The sequence below is a fragment of the Stenotrophomonas lactitubi genome, assembly GCF_002803515.1.
Taxonomy (GTDB): Bacteria; Pseudomonadota; Gammaproteobacteria; order Xanthomonadales; family Xanthomonadaceae; genus Stenotrophomonas; species Stenotrophomonas lactitubi.
Genome location: NZ_PHQX01000001.1, coordinates 3681468 through 3694232, shown reverse-complemented (window position 1 = coordinate 3694232; position 12765 = coordinate 3681468). Strand labels below are relative to the sequence as shown.

Below are 12765 nucleotides of genomic sequence, written 5' to 3'. Positions count from 1 at the left end.
ATTGGCCCTCGATCCCCGATCAGGACGCCATGTTGGCGATGACGCCGACGGCGATGATGATCGCGGCGAAACCGGCCAGCATCAGCAGGCCGCCCAGCACCAGGATCACGATGGTCACCGTGCCCAGCTCGCGACGCTGCAGCTGCGGCTGGTCGGTGTAGGCCCAGCGGTCGACCACCACGGTGTCGCAGATGAGGTCATGCAGGCCCTGCTTGCGCTCGGTGAAGGCGGCCATCAGGTAGCCGATGCACAGGGTCAGGCCACTGAGGATGGTGGCGAAATAGCGGCCGATGCTGCGGCCCAGGGTCAGGCGATCACCGTTGCCGCGCACGACCTTGATGCCGATGGCCATCTTGCCGAGGGTGGCGCCGCCACGGGAGGCATGGAACCAGCCGTAGTAGGCGGCGGCGATGAACAGGCCAGCCAGGCCACTGATCAGCTGGGTAACCACTTCCACTGCTGTTTCGCCGCTGCCGGTCGCCCCCATGCCGGCGCCGAGCACGAAGCCCAGCACGCCACCGACCACGCCGCTGGGAATCAGCAGGACGAAATAGTCGATCAGGTAGGCGGCAAAGCGCTTCCAGAAGCCCGCATAGACCACTTCGCCGCCCTGCACCGGCTGCGAATAGTCACCGCCGCCTGCACCGGGCGCAGTGTACGGCGAGCTGCTGAGGGCGCCGGTGCCCGGCAGTGGCGCGGTGCCGTTGTCGATCGCGGCGTAGTCGTTGCGCAGGTCGAAGCCACCGGTCGCGGTGGAGGTGCTGGCATCGGCCAGGGTCTGCAGGCCCAGTTCGTCCACCATCTGCCGCAGCGGTGCCCACTGTCCCATGCCTTCGCGCCAGACCAGCGTGTCCAGGGTCAACTGGCCGCGCTGGAAACGCTGGCGGATCTCGGTGACCTCCAGCGGTCCCTGGCGTTGCTGTCCTTCAGCGTAGTACCACTCAGTCATTGCATGTCCCCTGTTGGGTCGTCCTTGGTGGGTTGCCCGATGCGCGGCTCAGCCGCGGCATTGCGTGGGCAGATACTTGTCGTCGCTTTCGCCGCTGCATTCCCAGCGTCCGCTGTCGCGGTCGTACTCGAGCCACAGCAGGTCGCCATCCTGGCTCTTGCCCGGAAACGCCAGCGTCGCTTCGATACCGCAGTGGCCATTGTTGAAGCGGCCGATATGCACGGCCGACAGGCCTTGGCCCGCGAATTCGTCCACGGCCGGGAAACCGGCGTCGTTGGCGCCCGGGCAACGGCCCTGGTCATCGGCGAAATGCTGCACCTTGTCCTTCAGCGGCTGCAGCGCGGTGATCGCGCCGGCGACCTTGGCCTTGATCGTGTAATCGTTGTAGGCCGGCAGCGCGATGGCCGCCAGGATGGCCAGGATCGGCACCACCACCAGCAGGGCAACGCCGCCGATGATGGCGGTCAACGCGCAGCCGGACAGGCCCTTCTTCGTGGCCGGTGCAGCGTCCATCGGCGTGGTCGCGTACGGAGAGGCAGGCGGCAGGGTCGGCGGCAGAGGAGCGGCAGGCGGCGGCGGTGCCGCAGTGACGGGTGCATCAACGGCGGGCACGATCAGGCCCAGTTCGTCGACCACATTGCGCAACGGCTTCCATTGCGGCAAGCCGTCGCGCCATACCAGGGTGTCCAGGGTGATCTGGTTGCTACGGAACAGCTCGATCAACTGTTCCGAGGGCAACGGGCCTTGCTGGCGGTTGCCTTCGGCATGGAACCACTCACTCACGGGGGACGCTCCTGAATGCGCACGGCCCCCAAGTGTACGGTCAGTGCAGGGGTTCTGGCTCGTCCACGAACATCTGCGTTTCCATCCAGGCGTAAGCCGCCTCGGCGCCGGGCTGGTTGAACAGCACCATCAGCACCACCCATTTCAGGTCGTCCAGGTCCAGTTCGTCCTGATCCAGGGCCATTGCCCGGTCCAGCACCAGCTCGCGCTGGCCGGCATCCAGGATGCCGTGCTGTTCCAGGTACAGCAGGAAACCACGGCATTCCACATCAAGCTTGTCCAGCTCCGGGCCGTGATAGATGCGCACCGGGCCATCGACCCGGGCCTGGGCCGCGCTTGGGCGCTGCGCTGCCAGGGCATCGAGCCATTCGAATGCCTTGTTGATCTCAGTGGGGCTGAAACCGGCCTGGATCAGGCCATTCTGCAGTGAGTCGCGGTCACGGATCAGGTCCGCATCTTCGCTGAAATAGTGTTCAAACAGGTACAACAGTACATCCAGGATGCTCTCTTTCATTGCCCCTCGGCCTGCGTCGCGCGACGCTGTGGAGGTGAAGAAACTAGGGACGTCGACAGTAGCGGCCGTGTACGCACACCACGATCCCCGCAAGTTCCATGGCCAGCAGCATGGAGGACACCTCCGACGCCGTCAATCCACACTGCGTGATCAGTGAATCCATACTGATGGGGTCGTACTCCAGTGCCCGCCACAAGCTCTGGTAGTCAGCGTCGTTCGCCCAGCATGCCGGCAGGTCCGCCGGCGCTGCCTGTTCAGTGGGGGTGGCAAGCCGGGTTTGCAAGCCCGGAAGCTGGAGGCGCAATGCCGGGGCCAGCAGTTCCAGCACTTCCTCGGGGCGTTCGACCAGGGCGACCCCTTCACGGATGAGCCGGTGGCAGCCGGCTGCGCGCGGATTGAGCACCGAGCCGGGTATCGCACAGACCTCACGGCCCGCTTCAGCCGCCAGCCGGGCGGTGATCAGGGCGCCCGAGCGTTGCGCGGCCTCGACCACCACCGTGGCCAGGGCCAGCCCGGCCACCAGCCGGTTGCGCGCGGGGAAGTGGCCCGGCCGTGCGGGCGTGCCTGGCAGGTATTCGCTGAGCACCACACCTTCGGCGGCGATTCTTGCCTGCAGACGGGTGTGGCTGGTGGGATAGGCGCGGTCCGGGCCGGTGCCTATCACCGCGAGCGTGCAGCCGCCTGCGTCCAGCGCCGCCTGGTGGGCGGCGGCATCGATACCTGCCGCCAATCCACTGGTCACGGCCAACCCGGCCTCGACGAAGCAGGTGGCAAACCGGGCGGCGAGGGCACGCCCGGCGGGAGTGGGTGAACGGCTGCCGACCAGGGCTACCGCGGGACGCCAGGCGATGGCCGGATCCCCGGCAACGAACAGCGCCAGGGGCGGATTGGGTGCATCGAGCAGGAGGGGCGGGAAGGCCGGATCGTTGCAGGCCAGCAGATGATGATCCGGCTGCTGCAGCCAGCGCTGCGCAAGCGCGAGGGCGCGGGTGTCGGGACGCTCCAGCGCAGCGCATTGTTCCGGCGTGCAGCCGTGGGCACGCCAGCCTGCAACGCCCAGTGCCAACGCTGCATCCGCATTGCCGGTGGTCTGCAACAGCGCGCGCCTGGGTGCCAGGGAACCACCGGCGATCAACAGGCGCAGCAGCGCCTCATGTCCATGCTCAGTCATCCCCCGACTATCGGCCCCACACAACAAAGGCGCCCTAGGGCGCCTTCGCGTATTGCTGTCAGGGTATCCCGGAGTGCCGGCCGATGCGGCCGGCGCCATCTGCCGAGGCCGGGCGGGGCCCGGCGCCGGATTATTTCGCGTCCGGATGCAGCGCGCTGTAGCCCACACGCACCGGCTTCACGCCCTGCATCACCAACGCATAGCTGACGTTGTCGAAGGTGCGGAAGACCATGGCATGCGCGGCGTACTCATCCGGCAGGCTGACCCGGCCGGCGCCCGTGCTGGTCGAGTCGTCCATGCGCGAGGACCCCGGGAACTTCATCCGGTGCGCCACGTGGCTGCCCTGGCGCCACAGCGAGAACACGGTGCCGTTGTCCACGCCCTGGGCGCGGCCAGCGGAAATCGCGATCACATCGCGCGGGCCGCCGGCGTTGAACATGTCGGTGACCGCCAGTACGCGCACATCGACGCCTTCCACACCTGCTGCGGGCACATGCGGGAAGAACTGCAGGTCGTACGGCGTGGCCTCGACCGGTACCAAGCGGTCGCCGGCACGCACTTCACGGCCGCCGCTGGCGTTGTCCAGTACCAGGGTCGACGCTTCGGTCTTGCCGCCGGCCACCTTGGTGATGGTGCCGGTGCCGACCTGTGCCAGCTCGTAACCCAGTACGCCACGGCGGTGGTTGGGGGCGCTGAAGGCCTTCCAGAGATTGCCGCTGCCCGGGGTGACATCGCCGTTGGCGGTCAGGTCCTCGGTTGGCTTGGGCTGGGCGTAGCGCACGGTCGGGCGGACTACGGCCCAGCGCTGCCCGACCTGGGCGTCGGCCAGGCGCACATAGGCGGTCTGCCCACCGGTGGCGCGCAGGCGGTTGTCTTCCAGGCCAGCCACGTACGGCAGCTGTTCGATGCTGTCGACCACGCTGAGCTGCTTCAGGAACGGCTCGACCTGGGCCAGCGGCACGCCGGTCACCGGGGCTTCCTGGCGCGGGCCGGGCTGGGCCGTCACACGGTCCAGGTAGGCCAGGCTGAGGACGTCACCGGGATAGATCAGGTGTGGATTGGCGACCTGCGGATTGGCCTGCCAGATCTCCGGCCACAGCCATGGTTTCTGCAGGAAACGTCCTGCGATGTCCCACAGGGTGTCCCCTTTGCGGACCACATAGGTGTCCGGGTGCCCGCCATTCACTTCCACGGCGGTAGCATAGGCAGCCACGGTCAGCATCGCCGCGGCGACGACCGTACGAAAACGAAGCAACATAGGTGTGAAGCCCTGATTCCCCAACAGGTCCGCGCACTATAGTCCAGAAACCGGGGCGCAAGGCAAGCGTTGGAGCTAGAATCTGCGACGTATGCCGGCGTAACCCGGCCCCAACCCCGGAAACTGCCATGGCTTTACTCCCCATCCTTGAGTTCCCCGATCCGCGCCTGCGTACCAAGGCTGCGTTGATCGATGCCGCCGAAGTGACCACGCCGGCGTTCCAGGAGCTGCTCGACAACATGTTCGAGACCATGTACGACGCCCCCGGCATCGGCCTGGCTGCCAGTCAGGTGGACGTGCACCAGCGCTTCATGGTCATCGACGTGAGCGAAGAAAAGAACGAGCCGCGCGTGTTCATCAACCCGGAAATCGTCGCCAAGGACGGGGGCCAGGTGTACCAGGAAGGCTGCCTGTCGGTGCCCGGCATTTTCGCTGACGTGACCCGTGCCGACACCATCACCGTCAAGTTCCTGGACCGCCAGGGGCAGCCGCAGGAACTGACCACCGATGGCCTGCTGGCGGTCTGCGTGCAGCACGAGATGGACCATCTGGACGGCAAGCTGTTCATCGATTACCTGTCGCCGCTGAAGCGCGAGATGGTCCGCAAGAAGCTGGCCAAACAGCGCAAGCACGTGGCGTGATGGTTGTTGCGGGCCGCCCTTTCGGGGTGGCTCGCGCCTGTGCGTGACGCGCGGGCTGTCTGGCGCCGGTCGACGGCGCCGTTTTTTTTCCTGCACGATTTCATCCTGCAAGTGGGGTTGCCATGAGGATTGTCTTTGCCGGTACGCCGGAATTCGCGGTGTCGTCGCTGCGCGCGGCCGCGCGTCATCACGAGGTGGTGGCTGTCTATACGCAGCCTGATCGCCCGGCCGGTCGCGGCCGTGGACTGGCGCCTTCGCCGGTCAAGCTGGAAGCGGTCGCCCGCGGCATTCCCGTGTACCAGCCGGAAACGCTGAAGGACGAGGCGGCCCAGCAGCAGTTGCGTGACCTGCAGCCGGACCTGATGGTGGTGGTGGCCTATGGCCTGATCCTGCCCAAGGCGGTGCTGACCATCCCGACCCACGGTTGCTGGAACGTGCATGGTTCGCTGCTGCCGCGCTGGCGCGGCGCCGCACCGATCCAGCGTGCCATCCAGGCCGGTGACGAGAAGACCGGCATCTGCCTGATGCAGATGGAAGCAGGCCTGGATACGGGCCCGGTGCTGCTGCACCAGGAGCTGCCGATCGCCGCCACCGATACCGGTGGCCAGCTGCACGACAAGCTGGCCGAGCTCGGCGCGCAGGTGCTGTCCGATGGGCTGGGCCTGCTGCGTGCCGGCATCAAGCCGATCGCACGGCCGCAGCCGGAGCAGGGCGTGACCTACGCGCACAAGCTGGACAAGGCCGAGGCAAAACTGGACTGGGCGCAGGACGCAGAAGCGCTGGCGCGCACGGTGCGTGCGTTCAATCCGTGGCCGATTGCCGAGGCACTGTTGGCCGCTGAGCGCGTGCGCATCCACGGCGCGGTGGCGCTGGATGTGGCGCATGGCCAGGCACCGGGCACGGTGCTGGCCGCTGGCCGCGAGGGCATCGACATCGCTTGCGGGCAGGGCGCGCTGCGCCTGCGCGTGCTGCAGCGGGAAGGCGGCAAGGCAATCACCGCCGCCGACTACCTCAATGCCCGCCGTGACCTGCGCGTGGGGGTTTGACGGGTGAGCAAGGCAAACGATTTTTCCATCGCCAAGGCGGCGCCGGGCGCAGCCACCCGCATGCTGGCGGCGCGCGTGCTGGCGCAGGTGTTCACCCGCGGCCGTTCGCTCAAGGCGGAGCTGGCCTGGGCGCTGCCCAAACTGGCCGACACCCGCGACCGTGCGCTGCTTGAAGCGTTGTGCTTTGCGGTGCTGCGCCGTCGCAGCACCTATGACGCCGCCCTGCAGGGATGGATGCAGAAGCCGCTGTCCGCACGCGATGCCGACCTGCGCACGCTGCTGATGGTGGGCTTCGCCCAGCTGGATGTGCTGGAACTGCCGGCCCATGCGGCGCTTTCGGCCACGGTCGATGCTGCACGCGCACTTGGCCGTGAACGCCAGGCGGGCCTGGTCAACGCGATCCTGCGCCGGGCCCAGCGCGAGGGCTTCCCCGAGCAGCCGGCACGCGACGCATTTCCGCTCTGGCTGGCCGAGGCCGTCGAACGCGACTGGCCGGCACAGGCCGAGGCGATCTTCGCTGCCAGCCTGCAGCCGGCGCCGTTGTGGCTGCGTGCCAACCGCCAGCAGGGCGGGCGCGACAAGATGATGGCGGCCCTGGCCGAGGCGGGCATTGCCGCCGAAGCCAGCCCGCTGAGCGCCGATGCGTTGCGACTGGCCGCGCCGGTTCCGGTGAACCAGTTGCCTGGCTTCGGCGAAGGCCTGTTGTCGGTGCAGGATCTGTCTGCGCAATGCGCCGCCGACGCGCTGGCACCGCCGACCGGCAGCCGTGTGCTCGACGCGTGTGCCGCCCCGGGTGGCAAGGCCGCGCACCTGCTTGAGCGCGACCCCAGCCTGCGATTGCTGGCGCTGGATATCGACGCCCGTCGCCTGGCGCGCGCCAAGGATACGTTCGCCCGTACCGGGGTGGGCGAAGGCGCCGAGGTCATGGTGGCCGACGCCAGCGATCCGGGGGCATGGTGGGACGGCGTTCCGTTCGATGCGATCCTGCTGGATGCACCGTGCTCGGCCACCGGCGTCATCCGTCGGCAGCCGGACGTGATGTTCCATCGCCGCGCGGAAGACATCGATGCGCTGGTTGGCATCCAGGCCCGGTTGCTGGAGGCCTGCTGGTCGATGCTGCGCCCCGGCGGTGTGCTGCTGTATGCCACCTGCTCGATCCTGCGCGCGGAAAACGTCGATCAGGTAAAGGGCTTCCTGAAGTGGCACGCGGATGCGGAAGCGGTCGCGCTGGGTGACGCATTTGGTCTGGACTGTGACGGTATCGCACGCCAGCGCCTGCCCGGTGAAAACGATGCTGACGGATTTTTCTACGCGCGTCTGCTAAAAAAGGGCTGACCCAACCGCTGTCCGAGCCCCCATGCTGAAAACCCGTGCATCACGCCAGACGTGGCTGTTCGTTGTGATGGCCCTGCTGGTGTTGGGTGCCGGCCTGGGACTACGCGATCCCTGGCCCTCGGACGAACCGCGCTTCGCCCTGGTTGCCAAGCAGATGGTGGACAGCGGCGACTGGCTGTTCCCGCACCGTGGGCTGGAGCTGTACTCGGACAAACCGCCGATGCTGATGTGGTGGCAGGCCACGCTGTACAGCGTGGTCGGCAACTGGCGTGTGGCGTTCCTGCTGCCCTCGTTGATCGCCGCACTCGGCACGCTGTGGTGCGTGGTCGATCTGGGCCGGCGCCTGTGGACACGCCAGGTTGGCCTGTACGCCGGTTGGGCGCTGCTGTTCGCCCTGCAGTTCACCTTCCAGGCGAAGAAGGCGCAGATCGACCCGCTGGTGGTGTTGTTCATCACCCTGGCCAACTACGGTCTGCTGCGCCACCTGTTGCTGGGACCCGCGTGGCGCTGGTGGTGGCTGGGCTGGTTCTTTGCCGGCATCGGGGTGATCACCAAGGGCGTGGGCGTTATCGCGCTGCTGATGATCGTGCCAGCGGTGATAGGTTCGGCGCTGCACTGGCCGCGGGTGCGGCTGCATGCGCGCGACCTGCGCTTCTGGCTGGCGCCGCTGGCGTTCGTGCTGGCCATCGCGCTGTGGCTGGTGCCGATGGTGATGACCGCACTGGCGACCCGCTCCGGCGAGTACCTGGCCTACATGGACGACATCCTGTTCCGGCAGACCGCCAAGCGCTATGCGCAATCATGGGACCACCACCAGCCCTGGTGGTACTTCCTGGGCACCATGCCGTCGATGTGGATTCCCGCCTTCCTGGCAGTGCCGTGGGCGATCCCTGCCTGGCGGCGCCGGCTGCAGCGTCGGGACGCGCGCTATCTGTTGCTGCTGGGCTGGTGGGCGCTGATCGTGCTGTTCTTCTCGATTCCCAATGGCAAGCGCGACGTCTACATCCTGCCGGCGCTGCCGATGTTCTGCCTTGCGCTGGCGCCACTGCTGCCGGGGCTGCTGCGGCGGCGGGATGTGCAATGGCTGTTGGGCGCGTTCACCCTGCTGCTGTCGCTGGGCACGTTGGCCGCCGGGCTGGCTGCCCTGCTGGGCAAGCCCGGCTTCGAAACGCGGCTGATGCAGACGCGGGGCATCGGCAATGGCGAGATGAACGCATTGGCCTGGGCGGCGATGGCGATGGGCGGCTGGGGTGTGGCCAGCCTGCTGCTGTTCGGGCGCGGCCGCCGCCAGTTGGCGCTGGTCTCGACGCTCACTGTCGTCTGGGTGCTGTACAGCCTGATCGGCTATCCGGTGCTGAATGATTCAAGTTCCGCCCGTGGCCTGATGCGGCACACCGGCCAGCGCATCGGCGCCGATGCCGAGTTGGGACTGGTGGCCTGGAAAGAGCAGAATCTGTTGATGGCCGACCGCCCGGCGGCAACCTTCGGTTTCAACGAGCCTTGGGATGCACAGCTGGCCACGGCCGTGGAATGGCAGCAGTTGGCGCCGCAGCGGCGCTGGTTGCTGGTCCACGAAGACGCGCTGCTGACCTGTATCGACCGCAGCCGTGCCGAACTGGCGGGAATCGCCAATCGCCGCCGCTGGTGGCTGGTGCCGGGCGCTGCGGTGCAGGGCCGGTGCGTGGCCAGCGCCGAGGAGCGCGAACGCGAGCAGCGACTGCAGCGCGAGGAGTAACCACTCTGGCCTGTGCTTGTCCAGACTGCCCAAGCAGCGACAAAGGCAGTAAAACGTCAACGTGGGATCGGCCGTGCCGGCGATCCCGTTCATTCCGCAGGATCGCAGCGAAACTTTTCGACGTGGCAGTTTCACAGCACAACCTGGAATCCACGGCCGGCGATCCGCTGGGCGTACCCGTTGGGGGGCGCCCGCGCACTGCGCACTGGTTGGCGCAGATCGGCCTGTTCTGCATGCCGGCGCTGGTGCTGACCATTCCCATCAACCTGCTGCCGTATGGCCTGGTGTTGCTGGTCACGACGCTGATGGCGCCGGAACTGCTGTGGCGTGCGCGGCACATGGATGCCCAGCCGATCAGGGTGCTGACCTGGCTGACGCTGGCGGTGCTGGCCCTGGGCGTGCTCTCGATGGTCGTGTTCGAGCATGGCCTGCGCAACGTGGACAACCGCTCGCGATTCCTGGTGATCCCGTGGATCGCGGTGTGGGTCTGCGCGTTGCGGCCGGACATGCGCTGGTTGTGGCGTGGTGCGTTCGCCGGCCTGCTGGGTACCTTCGCGCTGGCGCTGTTGCAGGTACTGGGAGGCGCGCCGCGCGCGGAACTGTCCACCAACGCGATCGTGCTTGCCGACATCGTGGTGATGCTGATGGTGCTGCTGGTGTTCTGCCGGCCCTCGCGACGCTGGTCGCTGGTGATCGTCGGCATGGCCGCCGGGTGTGGAACCATCATCCTCACCGGCAGCCGTGGTGTGTTCGCAGCGCTGCTGGCGTTGCTGGTGGTGCTGGCCCTCAGCCTGCGCTGGCGCACCGGCGTGGCGCGCCTGTCGGTGCTTGCCGGCATGCTGGCCATCGCTGCAACCCTGCTGCTGTCGGTACCCGAACTGCGCCACCAGGTGCGCCTGACGGAACTACACAGCGATGTGCAGCGCATGGAGCAGGGCGACAGCGACTCATCGGCAGGGGCCCGGGTCGAGCGCCTGCAGGTGGCATGGGATACCTTCCTCGATCACCCGCTGATCGGGGTGGGCGTGGGCCACTTCGACAACGCCATGCAGCGGGTTCCGATCTGTCGTGAGGATCCGCAGGAACAGCGCTGCCATCTGGGCCATGCTCACAACGATGTCGCCGAGTGGGCGGCTACCCAGGGCCTGCCGGGCGTGTTGCTGCTGCTGGCCGTGTATGGCGTGCCCCTGTGGGTGTTCGTGCGCCTGCACCGGCGCAGCGGGCACACCACCTTCCGTGGCCCGGCTGCCGCCGGCGTGATGGTGGTGGTGTCCTACATCCTGTGCGGACTGACCCAGTCGATGTTCGCGCACCAGATGACCGCCAGCTTCTACGTCACCATCGTCGGCCTGCTGACCGGCCTGTCGATCGTGGAAGGTGCGCGACACCGGGCAAGGAACGCCCGATAGCGTCCAGCCCAGGCCGATTCCCCGTTCAGCGGTTGGGTGGGTCGGACACGGCCTGGCCGTTGCCCAGCATCCACAGCATGATGGTCTTCTGCCGCACGTAGTTGGCGCGCACATAGGCATACACCAGGCCATGCCAGCCGTCGCGGAAGCCGCCACGGAACAGGAAGCCGCGCCAGAACCGCCAGGCAGGGGCCAGCACCAGCTTGCCGAGGGTGGCCCGCTTGCCGCGCGCGAACTCGTGCTCGGCCATCATCCGCGCGTACTTCTCGGTCTTGGCCAGCTGCTGCTGCAGCGAGCGGTAAGGGAAGTGGATGAGGTCCCCGTGCAGGGTGCCGACGGCGCCATCGACGCTGGCCGCCTCGTGGATCTCGCGCTTGCCGCGCCAGCCGCCGTGGCGGCGGTCGAACAGGCGCAGCACCCGGTCCGGATAGGCATTGCCGTGGCGCAGGAATCTGCCGAAGTACTCCGACAGGCGGGCGAAGCGGTAACCCGCATGACCTGCAAAACCGCCGTCGCGGGCTTGCTCGATGGCCGTGCGCAGTTCCGGGCTGACGCGCTCGTCGGCGTCCAGGCACAGTACCCAGTCGTGGCGGGCCTGCTCGACGCAGAACGCCTTCTGGCTGCGGAAGCCATCGAACGGGCGCTGCAGCACGCGGGCGCCGGCCGCCTCGGCGATGGCTACCGTGGCATCGGTGGACAGGGAGTCCACCACCACGATCTCGTCGCAGAAGGCCAGCGAGGCCAGGCAGTCGCCGATGCGCCCGGCCTCGTTGAACGCGATAATGCAGGCCGAGATGCGAGGCCGTTCGATGGGAGCGGTCGTGGAGGACATGATGGCCGGGTACCTGTTGTTTGCGACGGAGCGCTATGCGCTGCCTATTCTCGCCCCGTTGGTGCAGGCCTTGCACGCTTCCGGCCAGGAAGTGGCGGCCTGGTTCGAAGATGGTGCGGCTGGCAGCCAGCTGCCCGGCGTGCCCAACATCGGCCTGAAGCAGGCCCTGGCGATGCGTCCGCGGGCGGTGTTCAGCGCGGCCAACTGGGTGCCGACTTTCCTGTCGGGGGCCAAGGTGCAGCTGTTCCACGGCTTCAACGTGGAAAAGCGCGACAGTGCGCGTGGTCACTTCCGGGTGCGCGGCATGTTCGACCTTTACTGCACGCAGGGCCCTGCCACCACCGCGCCGTTCCGCGAGATCGCGGCAGTGCAGGGCCATTTCGCCGTGGCGGAAACCGGCTGGCCGAAACTGGACCCGCTGTTCCGCGATGACGGCGGCGACAGTGCCGCGCTGCGTAGTGCGGCCGGTGGCCGCCCAGTGATCCTGTTCGGTTCAACCTTCACCGAACGCTTGAGTGCCGCCCCGCACCTGCATGCGCAGATCGCGGCCGACATCGCCGCCGGGCAGCACTACTGGCTGCTGACCCTGCACCCGAAGTGCCCGCCGGACCTGTTCGAACGCTACCGCGCGCTGGCCGGCGCCAATGCGCGCTTCATCGAACCGGAACAGGTGATGGCTGCCCAGCGCGCCGCCGACGTGCTGGTATCGGACACCTCATCGATCGTTTCCGAGTTCATCGTCCAGCACAAGCCGGTGGTGACCTTCCGCAACCGCGTGCCGAAGCCGCACATGATCGATTTCGACGATCCGCAGCAGCTGCCGGCCATGCTGGCGCGCGCGCTGCATCCGGATGCGGCGTTGCAGGCGGAGATCGTGCGCTACGCCGATGCGATCCACCCCTACCGCGATGGCCTGTCCAGCGAGCGGGTGATCGCCGCCACCGAGGATTTCCTGTCCGGCGAGATGGGTGCGCTGCGTCGCAAACCGTTTGGCAGCTGGGTGCGTGACCTGCAGATCCGCAAGGACCTGGGCTACTGGGGGCCGTCGCAGCGGTGACGTAGGTCCTGTAGAGCCGAGCCCATGCTCGGCTG

General features: G+C 67.6%; 12 protein-coding genes. 6 read left to right on the top strand and 6 right to left on the bottom strand.

Annotation, left to right across the window (positions count from 1 at the left end):
- Positions 1 to 19: 19 nt before the first annotated feature.
- The 5 genes from CR156_RS17400 to CR156_RS17380 form a co-directional block, all read right to left on the bottom strand.
- Positions 20 to 949 carry an RDD family protein gene (locus tag CR156_RS17400; protein WP_100553741.1) on the bottom strand — a complete coding sequence of 310 codons (930 nt, stop codon included), beginning with the start codon at positions 947 to 949 and terminating at the stop codon, positions 20 to 22.
- Between the two features lie 48 nt (positions 950 to 997).
- Positions 998 to 1732, bottom strand: a complete 735-nt coding sequence (locus CR156_RS17395) for a GYF domain-containing protein (protein WP_100553740.1) — start codon at positions 1730 to 1732, stop codon at positions 998 to 1000.
- 40 nt (positions 1733 to 1772) lie between these two features.
- The gene (locus tag CR156_RS17390; RefSeq protein ID WP_025879062.1) at positions 1773 to 2246 is read right to left on the bottom strand and encodes a DUF494 family protein; all 474 of its coding nucleotides are present in this window, start codon (positions 2244 to 2246) and stop codon (positions 1773 to 1775) included.
- Between the two features lie 43 nt (positions 2247 to 2289).
- The gene (dprA, locus tag CR156_RS17385; RefSeq protein ID WP_100553739.1) at positions 2290 to 3417 is read right to left on the bottom strand and encodes a DNA-processing protein DprA; all 1128 of its coding nucleotides are present in this window, start codon (positions 3415 to 3417) and stop codon (positions 2290 to 2292) included.
- Between the two features lie 130 nt (positions 3418 to 3547).
- Entirely contained in the window at positions 3548 to 4675 is a 1128-nt protein-coding gene (locus CR156_RS17380; protein ID WP_100553738.1) for a LysM peptidoglycan-binding domain-containing protein, read from the bottom strand.
- A gap of 128 nt (positions 4676 to 4803) precedes the next feature.
- Here CR156_RS17380 and def point away from each other — a divergent pair, with 128 nt between their 5' ends.
- The 5 genes from def to CR156_RS17355 all read left to right on the top strand — a co-directional run bounded on the left by def (position 4804) and on the right by CR156_RS17355 (position 10841).
- Complete coding sequence (gene def / locus CR156_RS17375) at positions 4804 to 5316, top strand: peptide deformylase (RefSeq protein WP_025879059.1); 513 nt, start codon at positions 4804 to 4806, stop codon at positions 5314 to 5316.
- 122 nt (positions 5317 to 5438) lie between these two features.
- Entirely contained in the window at positions 5439 to 6362 is a 924-nt protein-coding gene (fmt, locus tag CR156_RS17370) for a methionyl-tRNA formyltransferase (protein WP_089237173.1), read from the top strand.
- 3 nt (positions 6363 to 6365) lie between these two features.
- The gene (gene rsmB / locus CR156_RS17365; RefSeq protein WP_100553737.1) at positions 6366 to 7697 is read left to right on the top strand and encodes a 16S rRNA (cytosine(967)-C(5))-methyltransferase RsmB; all 1332 of its coding nucleotides are present in this window, start codon (positions 6366 to 6368) and stop codon (positions 7695 to 7697) included.
- A gap of 22 nt (positions 7698 to 7719) precedes the next feature.
- Positions 7720 to 9432 carry an ArnT family glycosyltransferase gene (locus CR156_RS17360; RefSeq protein ID WP_100553736.1) on the top strand — a complete coding sequence of 571 codons (1713 nt, stop codon included), beginning with the start codon at positions 7720 to 7722 and terminating at the stop codon, positions 9430 to 9432.
- A 233-nt stretch (positions 9433 to 9665) separates the two neighbouring features.
- Positions 9666 to 10841: an O-antigen ligase family protein gene (locus CR156_RS17355; protein WP_223879992.1), complete on the top strand. Its 1176-nt coding sequence runs from the start codon at positions 9666 to 9668 to the stop codon at positions 10839 to 10841.
- A gap of 25 nt (positions 10842 to 10866) precedes the next feature.
- Here CR156_RS17355 and CR156_RS17350 read toward each other — a convergent pair whose 3' ends face one another.
- Positions 10867 to 11673 carry a glycosyltransferase family 2 protein gene (locus tag CR156_RS17350; RefSeq protein WP_100553735.1) on the bottom strand — a complete coding sequence of 269 codons (807 nt, stop codon included), beginning with the start codon at positions 11671 to 11673 and terminating at the stop codon, positions 10867 to 10869.
- Between CR156_RS17350 and CR156_RS17345 the strand changes: the two genes are divergently transcribed.
- Positions 11672 to 12730, top strand: a complete 1059-nt coding sequence (locus CR156_RS17345; protein ID WP_100553734.1) for a CDP-glycerol glycerophosphotransferase family protein — start codon at positions 11672 to 11674, stop codon at positions 12728 to 12730. The genes CR156_RS17350 and CR156_RS17345 overlap by 2 nt on opposite strands.
- Positions 12731 to 12765 lie beyond the last annotated feature (35 nt).

Excerpts from the sequence above, each read along its gene's own strand:
- dprA (WP_100553739.1), bottom strand. The coding sequence starts at position 3,417 with ATGACTGAGCATGGACATGAGGCGCTGCTGCGCCTGTTGATCGCCGGT.
- CR156_RS17350 (WP_100553735.1), bottom strand. The coding sequence starts at position 11,673 with ATGTCCTCCACGACCGCTCCCATCGAACGGCCTCGCATCTCGGCCTGC.
- CR156_RS17345 (WP_100553734.1), top strand. The coding sequence starts at position 11,672 with ATGATGGCCGGGTACCTGTTGTTTGCGACGGAGCGCTATGCGCTGCCT.
- CR156_RS17400 (WP_100553741.1), bottom strand. The coding sequence starts at position 949 with ATGACTGAGTGGTACTACGCTGAAGGACAGCAACGCCAGGGACCGCTG.
- CR156_RS17390 (WP_025879062.1), bottom strand. The coding sequence starts at position 2,246 with ATGAAAGAGAGCATCCTGGATGTACTGTTGTACCTGTTTGAACACTAT.
- CR156_RS17355 (WP_223879992.1), top strand. The coding sequence starts at position 9,666 with ATGCCGGCGCTGGTGCTGACCATTCCCATCAACCTGCTGCCGTATGGC.
- fmt (WP_089237173.1), top strand. The coding sequence starts at position 5,439 with ATGAGGATTGTCTTTGCCGGTACGCCGGAATTCGCGGTGTCGTCGCTG.
- CR156_RS17360 (WP_100553736.1), top strand. The coding sequence starts at position 7,720 with ATGCTGAAAACCCGTGCATCACGCCAGACGTGGCTGTTCGTTGTGATG.
- CR156_RS17380 (WP_100553738.1), bottom strand. The coding sequence starts at position 4,675 with ATGTTGCTTCGTTTTCGTACGGTCGTCGCCGCGGCGATGCTGACCGTG.
- def (WP_025879059.1), top strand. The coding sequence starts at position 4,804 with ATGGCTTTACTCCCCATCCTTGAGTTCCCCGATCCGCGCCTGCGTACC.